Raw genomic sequence first — 21140 nt, forward strand, 5'->3', positions numbered from 1 at the left:
AAAAGGGCCATCCAAAAAGGATATACCTTTTGGACAGCCCTAGCTTCTATGTTGTCACAACAAGGCTGTATGAAAAGTTTGACTTGTCTTTGATACAATGAAAAATTGATTTTTACTTATTCATTTTAATTTAAAAGAAAAGGTGTTCAATTCAGTATTTACAACCTTTTAAATGGTCGTATGAATCGTTTGAAAATCAATGCTTTCAAGGTTCCTCTTTTTTACGGAGAAAATTACATCATATCTATAATCATTAATGTACGTTTTAAAATTTTGGCTGTTTGATCACGTGTTAATGAAGATTTTGGGTCAAACGAGCCATCAGGCTTACCTGTCATAATATCAAGGCTATTTAATAGCTCGATATACGATTGGTATTCAGAGCTAATTAAATTTTGGTCATTGTAATTTGTATCGCTAGCTGTCTGTGTCTGATAGTTCACATATTCAAGTACACGAGCCATTAGGGCAGCAGCTTGTTCACGTGTAATATGCGCTTCTGGGTCAAATGTTGAAGTAGTCGTCCCATTTGTAATACCTGCTTCAAACAAAGCTTGAACATCTCGTTCATACCATTTGCCATCAGTATCGCTAAATGGATTTTCACCTGTTAGCTGTAAGCCAAGTGCGCGACTGACCAATGCTGCAAATTGTGCACGAGTAATCGGTTTATTCGGTTCAAATGTATCAGGTGTTACACCTTGAATAACAAGACGACTTGCTAAATACTCAATTTCCTCTTTGTTTGCTAGATGGGCAATATCATTAAATGTAACTGAGCTTTCCGTAACAACGAATGTACCGCTTGTTTTCGTTAATACAATAATTTGACCATCCACGATTTTATGTGGTACTGCTTTATATTGACCACCAACAAGTTGTAAAACAACTGTCTTTGGCGAAATATCACTAGAAGGAATCGTTACTTTTAAGTAATCTTGCTTTGTTGAAAGTGGTTTTAATCTGCCATCAGCGGTTTCGATTCCAAAGTTGACAGTGAATTGATTATTTTCAGGCTGCTTAGTGACTGAAATTACTACGTTTTCATCTTCCGCAAGTTGAATTCCTGCAAATGTAGCTGTCGGAACTTCTACTTTGAAGTTATTTTCACTTTGAACGATAAGCGTTTGAATATTCTTTTCAAGATATTCTTGAATATTTTCCGATGTAATGACTGCTTTGTTGCTGCCAGCTTCAACTGTAATTTCAGTAACTGCACTGTCCACTACAGTTGTTTCCCCAACATTTTCAGCTTGTTCAGTTTCACAATCTTCCACGCTTTCAGGACATTGCTTTTCTTTGCATTCCTCATCATCCTCAGCGCAGACAGTACCACCAGCGCCGCCACTTTCAATTCCGTCAACATAACCACCAACATCTTTTCCTAAATCAGTTGTATAAAGCCATTCAACAGAATCATTTGCAGAGAGAACGTAATTGGCAGCAGAGTATGAAGGGAAATGACCATTTACTCGATACATCCAACCACTTAAAGCCCCGCGGTCGAATTCATAAAGACCTGCGATACCATCAATATATACGCCATACTCTGTTTGGCGATAGCTTAGTGCAATGCCATTTTCCTCAGTTACACGTCTTAAAACATCAAAAGCCGTTTCTCCAGCAAATAATTTAGTTGCTGTTGCTCTTAACGGTACTTCATTGGAAGAAATTCGAATAGATACCGTTGCATAGCCAATTTCCTCTTTTTCAGAAGGAACAGTTGGTGGATTTCCATTATTATCAGGAGGGGAAGGCTCCTCCTCATCGCTATCATCCCCGTCGTCAGGCTTAGATGGATTATCTTTCGTATCTGACATATCGTATAGCGTTGTTTGTCCACTTAGTAAACGGTTGTAGGCTGCTAATGTATAACCAACCTGCACTGTTGCCATGCCATTTGCATTTGTTTGGCTATGAACATGTTTAAAGCCACCGTCAGTTGATTGATATGTCATTATATTAGAAATGACTTTGTTAAATCGTTCATCCTTATTTACATCAATCCCTAAGCTTACAAGTGCTGTTACAACTTGGGCAGCACTTTCAGGGTTTTCAGAACCTTTGAATGAAGAAAAATCTGCTGATTTATAGCCACCATTAGGTAATTGTATTATTGCTAATTTAGCAATTGCTCGATCAATTACTTCTTTTACTTTTATATTACTTTGATAATATGGTGCAAGTGCTTGTAGTGTCATCCCTGTTACGTCTGCGTCATCATTACTACCACTTAATGCAAAGCCACCAACACCTTTAATTTCCTTCGATAAAATATAATCTATTAATTTATCTCGCGTTGTTGTTGCTGTTTCTGGCAAATCGAATGCCCAAGTATCAAGGGCAATCAATGAATAGACTGCGGAGTTTATGCCAGGACTTATAGCAAAATTATAATCTGTTAACTTTTCTACAAGATTGTAACCACCAACATCTCTAGGATCTTTACCAATTGCAGTAAGTGCAATAATTACTCGAGACCAATCTGTTGATTGGCTACCTATTTTCCCATTTGTTGCTTTTACATGTTTTACGAGATTGCTATAATATTGCTCATAATAATCTTTATATTTATCAGAATTGTCACCACGAGCTAATGTTAAAATTGTCCATTCTGAGCCATAAGTAGGTATAGCTGAGCTTGATAATAAATAATTGGCAACAGCATGATAGGCATCGACTGTAGGAGGTTGCAATTCTATTAAACGTTTTTGTAAAGCCTCTAATATTGCATAGTTTGTGACACGAGTTTTGAATTCATCTAGCAATTGGTCATAGGCCAGCTGTGCCTCAATTACTTTCGATCTGTCAGCCCAAACTAGTGTTTCTACAGAAGGAAGCGCATCAATTTTAGAGATAACTAGATTGATATCACCTTCTGCATTCAGTATTTTTTCTTTTTCTAACAAAGTATTATAGTTGCCTATGCGACTTTGCCAGTTTCCAGGGTCTGTTATACGTAATAAGCTTTGATACGCATCTTTAGCTGCTTTTAATTGCTCAAAAGCGAATGGGCTAGTTACATCAATGGCATCAATTAACAATGCTACATATTTTGCTTCCTTGGCAAAAAGCTCTTGTTTGTTTGTGACGTCATCTTTAAACGGTTGATTTACAGGGGGTAAACTAGGGACCCATGGATTAGGCACTGTTCGGACGCTAGTTATGCCATTATACTTTTTTCTAGCATAGTCTAGAGATTCTTTTATTATCGGATTTACTGTTAAATCTTCTATTTCTGGAAGTGCGTCAATAGCAAGAATTGCATATTTAACTTCTTTTTCAGCTAACGCATGATCAAGAGCTTCTAATGTTGAATCAGTCGGCTTCCATCGACCGCTAATGTTGAAAAGAGATGTATATACTTTACGTATTTCTTCAAGCTGAGCACTAAGATTTGCATCTAAAGTCGTTATTTGCTCAACAGGAGGTGTCGCATTAGTTGGATCGGTCATATAGTTGATGGCGAAGTTAGCTTCTTTTTGACGTAACAGTTGTTGATAAGGCGTCGTATCGAATATATTTCGTATGCCTAACTGTTGTAATTTAGCTTCTTTTTCTCTAATTGCAAGTAGTTGTTGATAAATCGCTTCGGTTGGTTCTAATTCATCAGGCAATGCGATAATTAAATCGCTTATTTCCTTTACTGCCTCTGGAACAACCTGAACTTTAACAGTTTTAGATATTGTATCTACGGTAGCAGTAATCTCTGTATCTCCAATGCCGACAGCTGTTATGAGCCCATCGGCATCAACTGCTGCAACTTCAGGATTACTCGAAGTCCATGTAATTATGGCGCTATCATCTGTAGTTGGGATAGAAGCAGTAAGTTGAGCTGTATCACCCGATTTTAATAATAAAGGTCCCTCTGGATTCAGCTGGATAGCATTAATTAAAAGCGGTGTAAATTCCATAAAAGGAGCTAATCCATCTGAATCACCTAATGGTATCTGTTGCCCAAGCTCGCTTTCAGATTTTAATACATTATCTTGCTCTGTTGAATCTTCCAATTCTATTTCATTATTAGGCTCTATAGCATTATCTTGTTCTATTAAATTATCAAGATTACTATCGCTGATTTCATTAGTATTTTCAATGTTTAGCTCGTTTATTTCTCCTTCTAAATGCTGTGCTTTAATTACACTAACTGGAGAGAATAGTGATAATACTAAAATAAAGACAAGTGCTATATGCAGTTGTTTTTTCCATATAGTCAATTCAAAATCACACCTTTATAAATAGTTAAATACTGACAAGGAAAGAGTGTATCACCTTGTCAGTATTAGTTGACTTAGCTATTGTACTTCGATTTCAAGAGGATCACTTGCTAAACCGCCAAGTAATGCACTAGCAGAGGCCGTAATGATAATAGTGCCTGCATTTGCTTGACCTGCAAATGTAATGACAGCTTGTTGATTTGTATTCACAGTAATCGACTGCGCTGTTAATGCAGTTGTACCTGTATTAATTGTCCAATTTGCTAAATTAGAAGCCGCCACAGTATTAAATAAATCACCAGTTAAATTTACTGTAACAGATGGATTTACATCATCGACAGCAACTGTATTTGTAGTCTTTAATTGAGCCCAAGTTGTGTAATACACACGAACTACATCATTAGCAGATAATACATAAGCGTCTAATCCAACAGTGGGACTGTTACCATTTACTGTATATACCCAGCCATCCCAGCCACCTAGGCTACCAGCTGCTAGTCCTTCGATTGACTCAAGATATGGACCAAAAGTAGGGTGAACTGTTACGACATAAGACTTGTTTTGAGCTGTTAATACTTGCTCTAAAAATGATAATGCAGTTGTACTAGCAGTAACATCTTGAGTTGTAGAAGTAACAATAGGTGTGCCATATAATCCATCAACAGATAAGGAAACATTTGACACTGTTGCTCGTTGTACCTCATTTACCGGCTGTAATACCGCCGCACTTGCTGCTGGTGATACGAGCGAAACTGCCAAAAGCAGGGCAAACGCTAGATGCCACCATTTTTTGAATTGAACCATTTACAAAACCTCCTATTTTTTATTTCGTGAATGTTTTGCAGTTAACTCAAAAATAAAAAGATGCTCCTCCAAAAAGGGGAAGCATCTCATGGAAAACAGAAAATAGGCATAGTGTGCCTGTCCGTCTATTTGCCGTAAGTTCTCCTAGCTTCCGAAGAGAGTTAATACGATGAAATAAAGGCAGGTCTCCTGGCTCGTGTATCCTAGTTCAGAACCTTCCCATCTACTAGAGGCATTTTTCCTCGTTGGACAGTGGTATACTCTGTAGTCATCTACACTTACAGTTGCGGAAACAGCTTCGGTTTTGCACCGAATTCCCTATTAAGCTCATAAATTGAGCACCTTTATTCTGCAATTACTATTCACTTATTGGTAAGTGTAGCATAATTCTCTGGTTTTCGAAATAGTTAGAAAAAGAGAAAAGACCATCTGAAATAATAAACGTTTCAGATGACCTCCTTTAAATTTAAAATATTACATCATATTTGCAATTTGTAGCGTTCTTTTTAGTATTTTTGCCGTTTGTCCACGAGTTAATGGAACTTTTGGCTCAAAATTTCCATTCTCTTTTCCTGTCATAATATTAAGGCTATTTAATAGCTCAATATAAAGGTTTTCTCATATCCCTATGAATGTTACTATCAATTTGAGTGTTAAAAATAAGAAGAGGGGTGGCTGACGCATGACAGCAAACACATGGGCATATGCCAAACGCTTAGATGAAACATATGAAATTGCCTCAATGCGGGAGGAGTTTTATATGCAAGAGGGGCGTATTTATTTCGATGGCAATTCATTAGGGCTGATGTCAAAGCGTGCAGAAAAGACGTTACACAGCTTGATGAATTCATGGAAAGAATACGGTATTGATGGTTGGACAAAGGGCGAGCATGCTTGGTTTTTCCTTGCTGAGAAGCTTGGTGCACAAATGGCACAAATTGTAGGCGCACAAAAGGAAGAGGTAGTTGTCACTGGCTCGACAACGAGCAATTTACATCAGCTCGTTGCGACATTTTACAAGCCAGAGGGAAAGAGAACGAAGATTTTAGCGGATGAATTAAATTTCCCCTCTGATATTTATGCTTTAAAATCACAACTAGCATTAAAGGGTTATGATGAGTCACATTTAATTCGTGTGGCATCACGAGATGGGCAAATGCTAGATGAAGAAGATATTATTGCGGCAATGACAGATGAAGTAGCATTAATTGTTTTACCGGGTGTGCTTTATCGCAGTGGGCAAATTTTAAATATGGAGCAATTAACGAAGGCAGCACATGAACGTGGTATTATAATTGGCTTTGATTTATGTCATTCAGTTGGCTCAGTTGTACATCATTTACATGACTGGAATGTGGATTTTGCTTTTTGGTGCACGTATAAGCATTTGAATGGCGGACCGGGTAGTACAGGGGCTCTTTTTGTGCATGAGAAGCATTTTGGGACAGCACCGGGCTTAGCTGGCTGGTTTGGCTCAAATAAAGAAAAGCAATTTACGATGAGTCATACATTTGAGCCAGCATTTGAGGCTGGGGGCTTTCAGGTAGGAACACCAAATGTGTTGAGTATGGCGCCATTGTTAGGAGCGCTTGGGTTGTTTAATGAAATGGGCATTGATAATGTGCGAAAGCGTTCGTTGGCATTATCAGATTACATGCTGCAATGCGTGGAGGATATGCTTGGTGAATATAGCTTTAAAGTGTGTAGCCCAGTAGAGCATGAAAGGCGTGGTGGTCATATTTATCTAGAGCATCCAGATGCCGCACGCATTTGCAAGGCATTGAAGGAGCGCGGTGTTATTCCTGATTTCCGTGCACCACAGGGGATTCGCTTAGCGGCAGTTGCAATGTATAACACATTTGAAGAAGTGTATAAATGTTTTGAAATTTTAAAGGATATTATGGAAACGAAAGTATATGAGAAATTTACGAATGAAAGAGAGATTGTAGCGTAATGGGGTGGATTGATATAACACAGCCGTTGAACAAAAATATCGCGACATGGGCAGGCGATACAAAATTTATCTATGAAACGGTTGCAACAAAGGAGCATACAGGCTCTGTCAATGTCGGTATGCTACAGATGAGCCTTCACTCAGGCACGCATATGGACGCACCATTTCATTTTGATAACAATGGACAGACATTTGAGCAGCTTGATTTAGAGCGCTGTATCGGAAAAGTGGTCGTTGTGGAATGCTTGGATAGTGAATTTATTGAAATGTCGCATGTTGCAGGGAAAATTACAGGAGTAAATGCTGTATTTTTTAAAACAAAAACGCTAGCTAACGCACATATTTTTCCTCAGGAAGTACCTACACTAACAATAGAAACTGTAGCGTATTTAAAAGAAAGCGACATTAATTTAATTGGAGTGGATGTGCCATCAGTTGATAAAGTAACTTCAAAGGAGCTACCAATACACCATGCGCTAGTAGAGAGTGATATTTATATAGTAGAAAACTTATTGCTTGAGCATATCAAAGCAGGGCGCTATGAGATGATTATTTTACCTCTATTAATAGAAGGAGCAGATGGTAGTCCTGTAAGAGCAGTCATCAAAGAGGAGGAGCAATAATGTCGAACAATTACAAGCCATTTGAAGATGAGAAAAAAATCGTTACGGATTTCAAAGACCGTATGACCTATACAGATTATTTACATTTAAACGAGGTTTTAGCTTGTCAAAAGCCGCTAACAGATGAGCATGATGAAATGCTTTTTATCGTTGTCCATCATGTCAGTGAGCTTTGGATGAAGCAGATTTTACATGAAGTCAAATCGGCAACGCTTGATATTCATAATGGGCGCTTACCTGAATCATTTAAAAAGCTAGCGCGTGTTTCACAAGTGCAAAACCAGCTAAAAAACGTATGGGATGTGCTTGCAACATTAACGCCTGCTGATTACTTAAATTTCCGAGACCAACTCGGGAATTCATCAGGTTTTCAATCCTATCAAAATCGTTTACTAGAGTTTTATTTTGGCTATAAAACACCGCATATTTTGCAAATTTATGCACATGATGAAAAAATATTAGCAATGCTTCAAGAAGCTTATAATGCGCCTAGCCTATATGATGAAGCGATTCGCACGCTGGCAAAGCGCGGATTTATCATTGATGAGGAAGTATTATCACGCGATGTAACAGCAAAGTATGAGGCAAATGACAGTGTGAAAGAGGCATGGAAGGCTGTTTATCGCGAGCCTGAGAAATATTTTGATTTATATGAGCTTGCTGAGGAGCTTGTCGACATTGAGGACTTATTCCAGCAGTGGCGTTTCCGCCATATGAAAACGGTTGAGCGCATTATTGGCTTTAAAATGGGAACAGGTGGCTCAGGTGGTGTTAGCTATTTGAAAAAAGTGTTAGACCAATATTTCTTCCCAGAGCTATGGCAGCTACGCACAGAGCTTTGATAGGAGTAAGTTTAGTTACGTAAAAATTAGCTTGATTAAATAAAGTGAAACTTCAAGCAGTGGAGGTTTTTCTCATCCCCACTGATTGTTAGTTAAACCAATCGGGCTTTTACGGGCAGTATCATTTTCACTTAAGTCTTGAAGTGGAAGCCCTACTGCCTGTTAATGCGTGATAAACCGCTTCTATATACCTAGATAATAATTGAGAAAAATTTAAAAAGAATTTTATAGCTAGTATTTGAAGGTTTTAATATCTTAAGCCCTTATTAAAATACAATTAAATACAAAGGTAGAGCTAAAAACAGGTCTTATAGTTTAGTTCTGTTTTTAGCCTTTTATATACATGTGGACCTAATGTATGATAAATAAACAAATTTTGCTATAACTTTTACGCCATTTTTTGTATACTAGAACTATTCTGTTTTTCAGACATAACTTTTGACATAGAAATTAGAAATATTTCGACAAAAAATACAGTACATACTTGTCTGATTCAGAATGCATTATTTTAATACTCGCTAATAGAGGGAAATTCAGTTCAAGTTAATCCGAAGCCTTTCGTGGAAGTCATAAGCTTTATGGCGTTTTTTTGCATGAACTTGGAGAAATCTGGATTAGAGTTAGTCGAGGCGTATTAATACAGAGAAAGGTGAGAATGTATGGAAGTGCAAGAACAAAAAGTAGCGAGTGGTTCAAAAAAGAAATGGCTAATCGGCGGAGGTGTAGCAGCACTTGTTTTAGCAGGAGGGGTTGGTGCAGGAGCGTTATTTATGAAATCTCCGAAAGCCGCATATCTTGCTGCTGAATCTGAAACTGCTAGTGAAATGGTTGCTTTCTTTGAAGATAAGTATAAAGAAGAATTGAAATGGTCCGAATTAGCAAAAACGGCTGTTATCCAAAATGACCTAAAAATTACTGGTGAAATTCAAAGTGATTATGAGGAAAGTCCAATATTCGATATTATTAACTCTTCAGCAATTAATATTTCGGCAACATCAGATGTGAAAAATAAAAAGTTTGCATTCGGTTTAGGTGGGGAGATTGCAGATGTCAAAGTAGATAATTTTGAATTGTTCGCGACACAGGAGGAATATGTATTCAATGCACCGTTTTTAACAGAGGCAATATCTGTTTCAGCAGAAAAGTTAAATGAACTAGCCGATGGCGAACTAAGCTGTGGGCAAGATGTTTTATTTGAAACAGAAATTATGACGAAGGAGCAACAAGAATATATTAAGAAAAACTTAGCTACTACTATTTTCAAAGAGTTACCGGAAGAAGCTTTTACAAAAGAGAAAAATAAAATTGTTATGGATTTATCAAAGCAAGATGTGAAAAAAGTGATGGAAGCCATTGCAAAAAAGCTAGAAACAGACCCTGAACTTGAGACAATTTTAAAGCAAGTTATGGCAACACAAGGTGTTTGTGATGATGAAACCGTTACAGAAATGAAAAAGCAATTGATTGATGGATTGGGTGAAATTGAGTTCGGCTTTGTTTCAACAATTTGGGTTGAAAAGGGTAAAATTATTGAACGAGAATTGAAATTTAAAGAAACAGATGATTTTGTCATTACTGGAAAGCAAACATTTGGTAATGAGTTTACATTTGACTATCAATTGAAAGGTGCTGAAGAGCAGGTTTCCATTGATGGGAAATTCCAAAAAAGTGATAAAGCATCTGACCGTGTTCAATTAGCTTTAGAAGATGTGAAAATTGTTTATGAGTCAGAGGAAAATAAGGAAAAAAATCAGCACAACTTCGAACGTAAATTTATTTTTGAAGGTGCAGGCGAGTCAGTTACGTTAAATTGGGATGGTACATCGGAGTATAGGGCAGATAGCGTAAATGGGGAGCATACAATCTACATTGAAATGGCTGGTCTTGGTAAAATAGCTATAACAATTGAGCAGGACAGTAAAAAAGTGAAGGCTATCGAATTACCAGCTAAAATAAAGGATGTAAGTAATTTATCAGAGGAAGAGCTTTCTGATTATATGGCTACAGTTCTTGAAAATGCTTTAGTTTGGGCAGAAAACTTTATGGAAGAAACAGGCTTTAATGATTACTTCTATGATGACTATTATTATGATGATTACTACTATGATGAAGATTTCGATTTTGATGAATATTACGGGGAAGATTATGACTTCGAGTTTGATGAAGACTATGAAGAAAATCAAGATGATTATTAAAGAGATAGATTATTTGCGCTAGGCGAGTAAGGGGTATATTACATGAAAGTACTGAAAAATATATTCTTTTTTACAACGCAAAATGTACGTTATTTAAAGAAGAAGTGGTCCTCACTTCTTCTTCTTTTTATCATGCCGATTTGCATGATTTCTTTAATTATTCTACTCATATTACAATTCATGATGCCTAGTGAACAACAGAAATCTACACTAGCGATTGTTGACAATGACCGCACTGAAGAAACGAAGGTGTTAACACAATTGCTTGTGATGGCGCTCAAAGGCAATGACTATATTGAGATAGAGCGCATGTCTGAGAAGGAAGCGCAGCAAGCAATGAAAGAGCGACGAATAACAAGCTATGTGCAATTTCCCACAGGTTTAACAAATGATTTATATGCGGGGAATCCAATTGCTTTACCGCTTGTTGGTAATCCAAACAAGCCGGTAGAAAATGCGATGATTAAAAACTTGCTTCACAGTATGTCTTCTTATATAGAATCAGCCCAAGCGAGTATTTTGACGGTATATGAATATGCGCAAGAAACGTCGATAAGCAAAGAGAAATATAGGCAGTTACAAGAAGAAATATTTATTGAATACGCTATTTTTACATTAGGAAAAAATAATTTACTTGTTCAAAATACAATCAATAACATTGCCACAAGTAAGCCTGTTTATTATTACACAATTTCAACATTATTCATTTGTCTAACAGTTTGGCTAGTGGGCTTTCATATGCTTTTAATGAAAGAGGAAACGCTTAGTATTCAGAAGCGTTTACAAATGTTTGGTGTGACGGTTGCACAAGGTTTTATTGCTAAGGGGATTGTTGCAATAGTCGGCTCGCTAGTATTTTTAATTGTGCTTTATAGCGTGGCAAATTACTGGCTGGAGCTAGCGCTTTATCCGCTTGATTATATGCGGCTTTTATTGTTCGTGTTATTTTATTGTATTTGCTTTACTTATTTATTAGGGCTTGTAGAGCTTATTTGTCATGATGCTAAAGCGAGGCTTATGCTTCAAATTGCTTTAGTAGTGTTTGTTATTCTGATAAGTGGAGCCGTGTTGCCGATTATTTATTTTCCATACGCACTACAGCACTTTATTACATATACATTTCCTTATGAAGCTTTTTCATGGATGATTGATATTGCACTTGAAAATCGCAACTATGCGAACTATAGTAGTCTAGCTATTTTTGCGGCTGTGAGTGCCATACTTTATCATCTACTGGCACGGCTTCTGGAGAGGAGACAACGATGAAAAGAGCTATTTATTTGCGAATATTGCAATTAAAATATGAATGGAAGTCAACAATCGTATGGCTGTTATTTCCCTTTATAGCGACAATCGTTATTTACAACTTGATGCTTTCTCTTTTAGATGACAGCAAAATACCGATAGGTGTTGCGTTAGAGGATGATTCTACTTATGCAGCGGAAGTAGTTGAGCACTTACAGCAAGTAGAGTATTTAGATGTACGCATTATGAAAAAGTCTGAGATGCTACGTCTTTTAGAGCAGCACGAGCTTGATAGTGTTTTTGTCATTCGTGGCAAGTACGAGGAAAATATGAAATTAGGTAGAAAAAAAATCGTTGAAGCGTATGCCTCGAATCGCTCTTATGCATATGAGGCGGCAAAGGAAATCGTTAGCTCGATTGTAATGGAGCAGGCACTTCGTTCAAAGGTAGTACGTGATGTTGAGCAGCTATTGCAAGATAATGATTTAATGCATTTATTTGATGAACAAATAATTGAGGGGAAAGTAAGTGCTCGCCAAGATGGAACCGATTTAATCTCCATTCCTTTTTCCTTTTTTCAGATGGAACAAGATGATATGGAGAAATCGCCGTTTATATCAGCTTGGGTTATTTGGTCTAGCTTCACCATATTGTCAACCTTCTTTTTATTTGATTGGCTAGTGAAGGAGCGGAAGGAACCGTCAATGCTACGTTGGTCACTAAGTGCACAGTCCTATAAAAAATACGTCTTTTTCTTATCTGTAATTTATTTCAGTTTTTTTTATATGATGGATTTATTAGCACTTTTACTATTTAGTTATGAAATATCCGCCTGGGCAATAATGGCACTTTTATTGTTCCGATTGACGTTAAATGGTTACGTTTTTGTTCTCGCACACTTATGTAAAAATGTATTAACCTATTATATTTTATCAATTTTATTTACTTTGCTATTTACTTTAACAAGCAGTGGTATTGTACCGATTCGAGATAGCGGCATAATCCATCAATTACTCAGTGCGACACAGCCTCTTTATGCTTTATTGAAGCAGGAAGTGCCATTGTTAGGATTAGCCTTTTGCAGTATATCTCTTCTTTTGTTTAGGAGGTTAAAAGATGCTTGAGGTGCAAACAATTAATAAGAGTTACAAAAAGAAAAGCGTTTTAGAAAATATTTCATTAACTATTGAACGTGGGGAAATCGTTGGGCTTGTCGGTGAGAATGGTGCTGGAAAGTCAACATTACTGCATATTTTATCCACATTAATGCGACCAGATGCGGGTGAAATATATTGGAACGGATTATCATACCGTCAGCACTATCAAGAGATTAAGCAAAAGATTGGCTTTGTTCCTCAGGATTTAGCAATTTGGGAGCATTTTTCAGTTGAAGATAATATGCGCTATTTTGAGCAATTAAGCTGGAAAAATATCGGTATTGAAGCTTGCAAAAAAATTTGTGAAGAAATGCAGCTTATGCAATGGAAGGAGCCAGTTTCTAGCCTTTCAGGTGGAATGAAGCGCAAATTAAATTTAGCAATTAGTCTTATTCATCAGCCAGAGCTACTGCTATTAGATGAACCAACTGTCGGTATTGATATGCGCTCGAAGCAAGAAATTGGGCGTTTTTTGCAGTTGCTTGCTAAAACACAAGGAACTACGATAATTTATACTTCTCACGATATGAGTGAAATAGAGCAATTTACAGACAGAGTGCTATTAATAGGAAAGGATTATTACTATCAAAACTTACTGTCAGCTAGGGGAATCCATGTTGATTGTTTATCTTGATTCAATTAATTATGCCCCAGCTAACTTTAGTCCAGAAATTCAAGTGTACAATCATCCGCCGATAGTGTGACAGTACGCTTTACTAATCCGCAAATTTTAGGCTATTACCTCGGCGCTACAGCCGCAGATAAAAGTGTTAGCATTAGCAATACAGATTTTATCTCTGTTTTTGAATTCGTTATGAAATTCCAAGAGATATTAGATGATTATAACCAAAAATATAATAAGCATACATTAAATTTATTTTAGGAAAAATGGAGTTTTCCGAAAAGTCCATTTTGTTTTGACACCGCACTGAAATCAATGTTTTCATCGCTTCCCTTTTACTGAAGCGTAACACTGCTAAAGCCAATGTTCATTCCATTTTTAAAAGAGGGGATTATGAATCAACATTTTGCGAAACATCATCGCTACTGTCCAAAATGCCGGCTATGCACGGCTTTTTGGACAGCCCTAGCCCTCAATCAACTATTCAATCGTTATTTTCTTTAATGCTTCGTTACCTGTGTACCAATCAAACTCAATTTCAAATGAATGCTTGTCACCTTTTTTCGTATAGGAGTATTCGATTTTGAGTTGCTCTGATGGGCGGACAGTTGTTGGTTCAGTTCCTCGGACAAATGTAAACTCCCCATTTTCCTTAAGCTTTTGAGCAATTGCTTCAAGCGTTGTGGCAAATTCTTCTACGTTTTGTTGTTCCTTATGCTTAATTAAAACTTCTGTAACGGGCTTGTTCGGCTTTTGCATCAAAATCCCTCCTCATTCTATTATTATTTCTATTATATCATATTTTCTCCACTTATTTGTAAGCGCTGTCAATTGCGTATAGATGTAATCTATTTTATACTTCTCTCAAGTAGTAGAGGGGGATTTTTTATGTGTATTATCGTATTAGGTTATAAAGTGCATCCAGCGCATTCGTTAATTGTAGCTGCGAATCGAGATGAGTTTTACAGACGACCAGCACAAGCAATGCAAAATTGGTTAGATGCACCGCATATTTGGGCTGGTAGAGATTTGGAAAAAATGGGTACATGGCTTGCTGTAAGTAATAATGGACGCTTTGCAGCAGTGACAAATTACCGTGACCCACGCTTACCGCTTACTGGAGAAAAGTCGAGGGGGGAAGTACCTGTCGATTTTATGAATACGCCGCTAAGCGCCCTACAGTTTGCACAGCAGCTACAGAAGGAGCGACATTTGTATGGAGCATTTAATGTATTGCTTTATGATGAAGAAAATTTAGTGCATTACAACACGGTGATGGATGAGCTAATGATTGTTCCACCAGGTATTCATTGTATATCAAATGCGACGCTTAATACACCATGGCCAAAAGTGATGCGTTTAAAGAATGCTTTTAATGAAACAATTGAAACAACTACGGAAGATGAGGCATTATTTGCAATTTTAAAGGACACAATAAGAGCAGAGAATCGGGATTTACCTGCCACAGGCGTGCCGTTTGAAATGGAACAAAAGCTTTCATCTATTTTCATCCATTTTGATGGCTACGGTACGCGAGCTTCTAGCATCGTGAAGAACACTAATAATGGCTGGGATATCGCAGAGCGCAGCTTTATAAATGGACAATTTGCTGGGGATGTGCGATTTGAGATAACAAAACAGCATAGTGAAGTATAATTCCTTTCTATAAAAGGGAATTTACAGATATTAATTGTTGGGGGTATAAAATTGGAAACAATTATAAGAATTAATCATGTAACAATTCAATGCTTAAAAAATGTAAAACACGGCATATTTAAAACGAATTCTACTTTTAATCTAGATGGGGCTGATATCATCGGGTTTTATGGTCAAAATGGCTCTGGAAAAACGGCTGTTGTTGAAGCATTTAGTCTTTTAAAAACATTGCTACAAGCAAAAGCATTGCCTGATAATAGAAAAAAGCTTATTTATTTTAAAGAAAAAAGCATTGAATTACACATTGAATTTCTTATAACCAACCAATTAGGACAATATTTTGTTAAATATTTTGTGGAATTGCAAGAGGGGTACGAAACATTAAAGGTTTTGAAGGAGACTTTATCCTATAAGGAAAATAAAAGTGGAAAACGCTATAAAGAGCTAATATCGAAGCAGGATAACAAAATTTCAATTCGTAATAAAACAATGGAATTGTTTCGCGAAAAGCAAAGAGTTAGCTTGCTAGTAGCCAATCATTTAGCGGATGAAAATGCAACATCCTTTATTTTTAGGGAAGAATTAGCGTGCGTGTTGGCATCGTTTTGTAATGAAGCAGAAAATGAAATAATTAAAAATCTAAAGCAAGATTTTACTGATAATTTCCATGTAATTGATGCGATTCATTACGGTTTACTTGTCGCAAATCTCGTTATGCCTTTTCGTATTCATGTGGAAGGTATAAGAGGAAACATACCGTATGAATTAAGGGATACAATGCTTTTACCTAGAGAAATGTTTACAACGATTGAAAAAGTTGTGGAACAAACAAATATGGTATTAACAACAATTATTCCAGGGCTTTTTATAAAAGTACGTGAAATAAATATTGAAAAAATGAGTAGTGGACAAGATGGTGTTCGTTTTGAATTTTTGTCGGTAAAGGAGGACATTGAGCTTCCTTTACGTAGCGAATCACAAGGGATATTGAAAATTATTTCCATTTTAAGCACATTAATCGCTGTATATAATAATCCAAATGCTTGTGTTGTGATTGATGAATTAGATGCGGGTATTTTTGAATACTTATTAGGAGAAATGCTAGAAGTTCTTAGTGAAAGTGGGAAAGGTCAATTATTTTTCACGTCGCATAATTTGAGAATTTTAGAGGTGCTCCCAATTCAAAATTTATGGTTTACAACATTAAATGAGGAACAGCGTTATATGCAGCTAAAAGGTGTGAAAAAATTAAGCAATGCGCGTGATATTTATTTGAGAGCGATTCAATTAGGCGGGCAAGATGAGGCTATCTATAATGAAACGAATATGTACGATATTAAAAAGTCTTTTAGGAAAGCAGGTAAAATAATTGGCTAGGGCACAAAAAAAGGTTGTTATTTTATTAGTCGAAGGTGACACTGATGAATTACTACTAATTGAGCGTTTAAGACAGTTATTTAAAGAGAAGGAAATTCGCTTTGAGCCACAAAATGGCGATATCTTCTATCAAAGAGAGAAAAAAGAGTTGGCTATTAAAGAAGTAATCGGAGACAGAGTAAAAGAAATATTAATGAAGCGGAAATTTAAAGCTTCCAATATATTAGCAGTGCTGCATATACTTGATACAGATGGCTGTTTTATAGCGCCAGAGCATATTATAGTCGATACGGAGCAAGGCGTTTTGACACAGTATAATAAAGATTGTATAACGGTTAATTCCGAGGAACAAAAGAGCAGAATTGAGGAGCGCAATGAAATTAGGTCGCGCAATGTCCATATAATGAGTTCAGCAACTCATATTGCGCAATATGCCTATCAAGCTTATTATTTTTCGCGCCATTTAGAGCATGTTGCGTTTAATGAAATGAATCCATGTAAAGAGGATAAGGTAGAAAAGATAGAAGATTTTTTAGAACAGCTAGAAATACCAATTGAGCAATTTCTAGCACAGTATATGCCATTTGAGCAGAATGAGGATTATAGCACGTTATATGCAAAAAGCTGGGAGTTTATTATGGACAACATTAATTCGCTTGAGCAGTATACGAACGCTTCGTTAATGTTTCAGTTTTTAGAAAATGATTCGCAGCATATATAATTTAAACAAAGGGGGATTTTTAATATGCGTGAAGTAGTCATTGTAGCCGCAACTCGAACGGCGGTTGGAAAACGTAAAGGGGCACTTAGTCAAATGCGGGCAGATGATTTAGCCGCAGTAGTTTTGGAAGAGGTTGTGAAGCGAGCTGGTATTCAGAAGGCAGATGTAGAGGATGTTATTTTAGGCTGTGTGACGCAAAGCGCGGAGCAGGCAGGGAATATTGCACGGACCGCACTATTAATCGCAGGCTTTCCCGTCCATGTACCTGGCGTGACAATTGACCGTCAATGTGGCTCTAGTCAGCAGGCAGTTCATTTTGCGGCACAGGCCATTTTAGCAGGCGATATGGATATTGTTATTGCTGGTGGTGTGGAAAGTATGACACGTATGATGATGGGCTCAAATTATATGGGAGTAGCACCTAGTGAGCAGCTAACAAAGCAGCATGAAATTATTCACCAAGGCTTATCAGCGGAGCGTATTGCGGAGAAGTGGAGGCTGAGTGCAAAGCAATTAAATAACTATGCTGTGATGAGTCATCAGCGTGCATTAAAGGCAATTGCTGAAGGGAAATTTATAGAGGAAATTATTCCTATTGAAGTGCAAAATGAAACAGGTGAGACCGTTATTTTTAATACGGATGAAGGACCAAGAAAAGATACGACGCTGGAAAGCTTGAGCAGCTTAAAAGCTGTTTTTCAAGAGGATGGCGTTATTACAGCGGGCAATGCAAGCCAAATGAGTGATGGTGCATCGGCAGTTTTACTAATGTCACGTGAGAGAGCAGAGGCGCTAGGCATTAAGCCATTAGCCCGCATTGTTGCCCGTGCAGTCGTAGGCTCTGACCCGACACTCATGCTTACAGGTCCAATGGCAGCAACAGAAAAAGTATTGTTAAAAGCAGGTTTATCTTTAGCTGATATGGATACATATGAGGTGAACGAAGCCTTTGCACCAGTGCCTCTTGCTTGGGCAAGGGATACAGGAGCAAGCATTGACAAATTAAATGTAGACGGTGGTGCAATTGCTTTAGGGCATCCACTTGGTGCAACAGGTACAAAGCTACTGACGACAATGCTTTACCGCATGCAAAGAGAACAGCAACGCTACGGTTTACTAGCAATTTGTGAAGGTATGGGCATGGCGAATGCAACGATTATTGAAAGGCTTTAGTGGGACGTTTGGGACGCTGGCAGCTGTGTTTTAAAAAAATAGCTTACTAAGGTAGGAGAGCAAAAAGGTTTTTGGGAAATGAAGGAAACATTAGATTTAAAGGAGGGGGCTGCCTTTTCGGGCAGCCCTTGACTTAAAAAAAGTATTTTCTTTAGAACAAGGAAGTAAAAGGTATTCATAGGAAATTTGTTTTTGATATGCTTAAGTTAGCTATCGAATGCCTCCGAATAACGCACAGTACCCTGCACATTTTGTAGTGCATCTGGCACTAATTCAAGTGCCATGAAAATCTCGCTTGGTACTTCAAATGGAGCAAAAATATTCCACCCTCGCGCTTGACGGAAGCCGAATTTCGGATAGTATGCCGCATGGCCTAGTACGATAACCGATTGCTGACCGATTTCGGCTGCTTTTTGCAATACCTCCTGTATCAATTGACTACCGACTCCTTTATTTTGACATGCCGGTAAAACCGAGACAGGTGCAAGTGCTAAAGAATCAATAGATTTCTCGCCATCTTCAATCGTAATTTTCGATAGTAAAATGTGACCGATTATTTTATCTTCACTATCAACTGCGACTAACGAAAGCTCCGGTAAAAAAGCGGATGATTGACGAATACGCTGTACAAGGAAATGCTCCTTTTGATTGCTCATATCCTCATCTAAAAAAGCTTGACGTATTACATCCTCAGTAATTTCATAATCTGACGGACGCTCTTGTCGAATTGAAAAGTTCATATATAAATCTCCTTAATAAAATTCTCTCTATTAATTATGCACTATAATTGATTATACATCTATAATATCCAATGAAAATATATAATTTGTTCATTAAATCAACTATCTTTTTCATAGCAATGCGATATACTTTACACAAGATTATGTTGATTGGAGAGTTTGACAATGGGAGCAGAGAAATACCAGCAAATGATGTATCAACGCATGCGCGAAAAATTTCAAAAATGGGCTAAGGCAGACTCCATTATAGAAAAAGAAATATATTCTTTTTTACATATGTTAAAAGGAACTGCTGGCTCAGTTGGATTAAATGAGCTAACGATAATCGCTACTGACAAGCTGGTAAATCTTAATGATACGAGTGAGAAGGAATGGGGAAAGCGCGAGTGGACATTTTATTTAAGTCCGCTAATTGAAGCTCTTTCATTTTATGAAACGAATAATCCTTCACAAGAAATAAAGGAAACATCATTAAACCTTGTGACGAGTGGTATAACAAAAGAGTTTATATTAATTGTTGATGATGATATGGTGTTTATTTCTTATTTAAAAAATATTTTAGAGGAAAAAGGTTTTTCAGTGATGATTGCTCATAATGGCAAGCGTGGAATTGAGTTAATTTATGAGTTACAGCCTGCCATCGTCTTTTTAGACATTATGTTACCAGATATAGATGGCTTCTCTATTTTAAATAATATTAAAAAAATCAAAAAAGACCGCACATTTATTGCAATTATGAGCAGTCATCATAGCAAGGAAAATCGAATTAAAGCGTTTGAGCTAGGTGCAATGGATTTCGTTGCTAAGCCGATTGATGAAGATGTTTTGCTCGCATATGTGACGAATCGTCTAGCTTATAGAAAAGAGCTTGAATATGCCATTGTCATTGATGAATTAACACAAGTGTATAATCGAAAATATTTTGAAAGCCAATTAAAAATGTTAATTCAGCAATACGAGAGAATGAAAGAAGTATTTACGATTGCCATTCTTGATTTAGATTATTTTAAAAAAGTAAATGACACTTATGGACATTTAGTTGGGGATGAAGTGTTAAGGGGCTTTGCAGCGCTCGTAAAGGAATTGAAGAGGGAGCATGATGTGTTCTGTCGCTACGGTGGAGAGGAATTTGTTTTATTAATGCCGAAGACGACAGTTGAGGAAGGCTACAGGCTCGTTGAAAAAGTACGTCAAGCAATGGAAAAGAGGGCTTTTACAGCAAATAATACCGTTTTTCATGTAACATTTTCTTCAGGTATGATGACAGTGGGCCCAAATTATAAGCATGAAAAGAAATTACTAGAGGCAGCAGACCACGCGCTTTATTCAGCAAAGGAAGCGGGGAGAAATTGCGTTGTTTTGTTCGACCATTCAATTATCGATATGAAAAAATCTGAAAAAATTAAAGTCATTGTCATTGATGATGTTTACATTATTCGCGATATAATCGCAAAGCATTTTGAAGGGCTCGTAACAAGCGGCGAAACAATTATCGAAGTAGCTACATATGGTGATGGGCTTGAATTTTTACAATCAAGCTGGTATGACCCGAACTACAAATATGTAATTTTATTAGATTGGATGCTACCGAATATGAGTGGGATTGAGGTATTAAAAGAAATCAGGGCAAATTATAGCTCAAAGGAAGTTATCGTTTCCATGTTGACAGGGCGAATTGGGGAAACGTATGTATTAGAAGCTTTTAAAAATGGTGCAGATGACTATATTCGTAAGCCATTCCAAATTGCTGATGTATCATCACGTATATTACATTTAGCAGAACGTATTTTTAAAGGCAGCAAAGGATAGAAAAA

At 37.1% G+C, this 21140-nt stretch carries 16 protein-coding genes and 1 riboswitch; of the genes, 12 read left to right on the plus strand and 4 right to left on the minus strand.

All coding sequences use genetic code 11. From position 1 onward, the window contains the following. Positions 1-233: 233 nt before the first annotated feature. Both MHH70_RS16785 and MHH70_RS16790 read right to left on the minus strand, forming a co-directional pair. The gene (locus MHH70_RS16785; protein WP_342472048.1) at positions 234-4217 is read right to left on the minus strand and encodes an S-layer homology domain-containing protein; all 3984 of its coding nucleotides are present in this window, start codon (positions 4215-4217) and stop codon (positions 234-236) included. A 78-nt stretch (positions 4218-4295) separates the two neighbouring features. Beyond that, a complete protein-coding gene (locus MHH70_RS16790) occupies positions 4296-5021 on the minus strand; it encodes a DUF4430 domain-containing protein (RefSeq protein ID WP_342472049.1) in 726 nt (241 codons plus the stop codon). Positions 5022-5182: 161 nt separating this feature from the next. Beyond that, positions 5183-5382: riboswitch (cobalamin riboswitch) on the minus strand. Between the two features lie 321 nt (positions 5383-5703). On the opposite strand from MHH70_RS16790, the gene kynU reads away from it, so the two are divergent. From kynU to MHH70_RS16825, 7 genes are all read left to right on the plus strand, one after another. Continuing rightward, on the plus strand, positions 5704-6975 hold the full coding sequence (gene kynU, locus MHH70_RS16795) for a kynureninase (RefSeq protein ID WP_342472050.1): 1272 nt from the start codon (positions 5704-5706) through the stop codon (positions 6973-6975). After that, entirely contained in the window at positions 6975-7598 is a 624-nt protein-coding gene (locus MHH70_RS16800) for a cyclase family protein (RefSeq protein WP_342472051.1), read from the plus strand. The genes kynU and MHH70_RS16800 overlap by 1 nt, the downstream gene beginning before the upstream one ends. Beyond that, entirely contained in the window at positions 7598-8440 is an 843-nt protein-coding gene (gene kynA, locus MHH70_RS16805) for a tryptophan 2,3-dioxygenase (RefSeq protein ID WP_342472052.1), read from the plus strand. Before MHH70_RS16800 ends, kynA begins: the two co-directional genes overlap by 1 nt. A 659-nt stretch (positions 8441-9099) precedes the next feature. Further along, a complete protein-coding gene (locus tag MHH70_RS16810; RefSeq protein WP_107943181.1) occupies positions 9100-10635 on the plus strand; it encodes a hypothetical protein in 1536 nt (511 codons plus the stop codon). A gap of 42 nt (positions 10636-10677) precedes the next feature. Continuing rightward, a complete protein-coding gene (locus tag MHH70_RS16815) occupies positions 10678-11901 on the plus strand; it encodes an ABC transporter permease (protein ID WP_342472053.1) in 1224 nt (407 codons plus the stop codon). Further along, entirely contained in the window at positions 11898-13004 is a 1107-nt protein-coding gene (locus MHH70_RS16820) for an ABC transporter permease (protein WP_066166745.1), read from the plus strand. Before MHH70_RS16815 ends, MHH70_RS16820 begins: the two co-directional genes overlap by 4 nt. Further along, positions 12997-13671, plus strand: coding sequence for an ABC transporter ATP-binding protein (locus MHH70_RS16825; protein WP_066166742.1), 675 nt, complete (start codon positions 12997-12999; stop codon positions 13669-13671). The genes MHH70_RS16820 and MHH70_RS16825 overlap by 8 nt, the downstream gene beginning before the upstream one ends. A gap of 468 nt (positions 13672-14139) precedes the next feature. On the opposite strand, the gene MHH70_RS16830 is transcribed toward MHH70_RS16825, so the two are convergent. Continuing rightward, a complete protein-coding gene (locus tag MHH70_RS16830; RefSeq protein WP_342472054.1) occupies positions 14140-14418 on the minus strand; it encodes an amphi-Trp domain-containing protein in 279 nt (92 codons plus the stop codon). A gap of 129 nt (positions 14419-14547) precedes the next feature. Here MHH70_RS16830 and MHH70_RS16835 point away from each other — a divergent pair, with 129 nt between their 5' ends. From MHH70_RS16835 to MHH70_RS16850, 4 genes are read left to right on the plus strand one after another with little or no spacing between them, the layout of a single operon-like run. Then, positions 14548-15315 (plus strand): NRDE family protein, encoded by a 768-nt coding sequence (locus MHH70_RS16835; protein WP_161956408.1) that lies wholly within the window; start codon positions 14548-14550, stop codon positions 15313-15315. A 51-nt stretch (positions 15316-15366) separates the two neighbouring features. Then, a complete protein-coding gene (locus MHH70_RS16840) occupies positions 15367-16692 on the plus strand; it encodes an AAA family ATPase (RefSeq protein WP_342472055.1) in 1326 nt (441 codons plus the stop codon). Beyond that, on the plus strand, positions 16685-17413 hold the full coding sequence (locus MHH70_RS16845) for a hypothetical protein (protein WP_107943173.1): 729 nt from the start codon (positions 16685-16687) through the stop codon (positions 17411-17413). Before MHH70_RS16840 ends, MHH70_RS16845 begins: the two co-directional genes overlap by 8 nt. A gap of 24 nt (positions 17414-17437) precedes the next feature. After that, on the plus strand, positions 17438-18586 hold the full coding sequence (locus MHH70_RS16850; RefSeq protein WP_342472056.1) for a thiolase family protein: 1149 nt from the start codon (positions 17438-17440) through the stop codon (positions 18584-18586). 206 nt (positions 18587-18792) lie between these two features. Here the strand turns inward: MHH70_RS16850 and MHH70_RS16855 are convergent, their stop codons facing one another. Continuing rightward, positions 18793-19326, minus strand: coding sequence for an N-acetyltransferase (locus tag MHH70_RS16855; protein ID WP_107943172.1), 534 nt, complete (start codon positions 19324-19326; stop codon positions 18793-18795). 165 nt (positions 19327-19491) lie between these two features. Between MHH70_RS16855 and MHH70_RS16860 the strand changes: the two genes are divergently transcribed. Next, positions 19492-21135: a diguanylate cyclase gene (locus MHH70_RS16860; protein ID WP_342472057.1), complete on the plus strand. Its 1644-nt coding sequence runs from the start codon at positions 19492-19494 to the stop codon at positions 21133-21135. The last annotated feature ends 5 nt before the right edge of the window (positions 21136-21140 follow it).

Origin of the sequence: Metasolibacillus sp. FSL H7-0170, assembly GCF_038593115.1 — a bacterium.
Lineage (GTDB): Bacteria > Bacillota > Bacilli > Bacillales_A > Planococcaceae > Metasolibacillus > Metasolibacillus fluoroglycofenilyticus.

What these genes read in the sequence shown, in the direction of transcription:
- MHH70_RS16850 (WP_342472056.1), top strand. Translation starts at nt 17,438, where the DNA reads ATGCGTGAAGTAGTCATTGTAGCCGCAACTCGAACGGCGGTTGGAAAA.
- MHH70_RS16825 (WP_066166742.1), top strand. Translation starts at nt 12,997, where the DNA reads ATGCTTGAGGTGCAAACAATTAATAAGAGTTACAAAAAGAAAAGCGTT.
- MHH70_RS16855 (WP_107943172.1), bottom strand. Translation starts at nt 19,326, where the DNA reads ATGAACTTTTCAATTCGACAAGAGCGTCCGTCAGATTATGAAATTACT.
- MHH70_RS16835 (WP_161956408.1), top strand. Translation starts at nt 14,548, where the DNA reads ATGTGTATTATCGTATTAGGTTATAAAGTGCATCCAGCGCATTCGTTA.
- MHH70_RS16830 (WP_342472054.1), bottom strand. Translation starts at nt 14,418, where the DNA reads ATGCAAAAGCCGAACAAGCCCGTTACAGAAGTTTTAATTAAGCATAAG.
- kynA (WP_342472052.1), top strand. Translation starts at nt 7,598, where the DNA reads ATGTCGAACAATTACAAGCCATTTGAAGATGAGAAAAAAATCGTTACG.
- MHH70_RS16820 (WP_066166745.1), top strand. Translation starts at nt 11,898, where the DNA reads ATGAAAAGAGCTATTTATTTGCGAATATTGCAATTAAAATATGAATGG.
- MHH70_RS16800 (WP_342472051.1), top strand. Translation starts at nt 6,975, where the DNA reads ATGGGGTGGATTGATATAACACAGCCGTTGAACAAAAATATCGCGACA.
- MHH70_RS16810 (WP_107943181.1), top strand. Translation starts at nt 9,100, where the DNA reads ATGGAAGTGCAAGAACAAAAAGTAGCGAGTGGTTCAAAAAAGAAATGG.
- MHH70_RS16790 (WP_342472049.1), bottom strand. Translation starts at nt 5,021, where the DNA reads ATGGTTCAATTCAAAAAATGGTGGCATCTAGCGTTTGCCCTGCTTTTG.
- MHH70_RS16860 (WP_342472057.1), top strand. Translation starts at nt 19,492, where the DNA reads ATGGGAGCAGAGAAATACCAGCAAATGATGTATCAACGCATGCGCGAA.
- MHH70_RS16815 (WP_342472053.1), top strand. Translation starts at nt 10,678, where the DNA reads ATGAAAGTACTGAAAAATATATTCTTTTTTACAACGCAAAATGTACGT.
- kynU (WP_342472050.1), top strand. Translation starts at nt 5,704, where the DNA reads ATGACAGCAAACACATGGGCATATGCCAAACGCTTAGATGAAACATAT.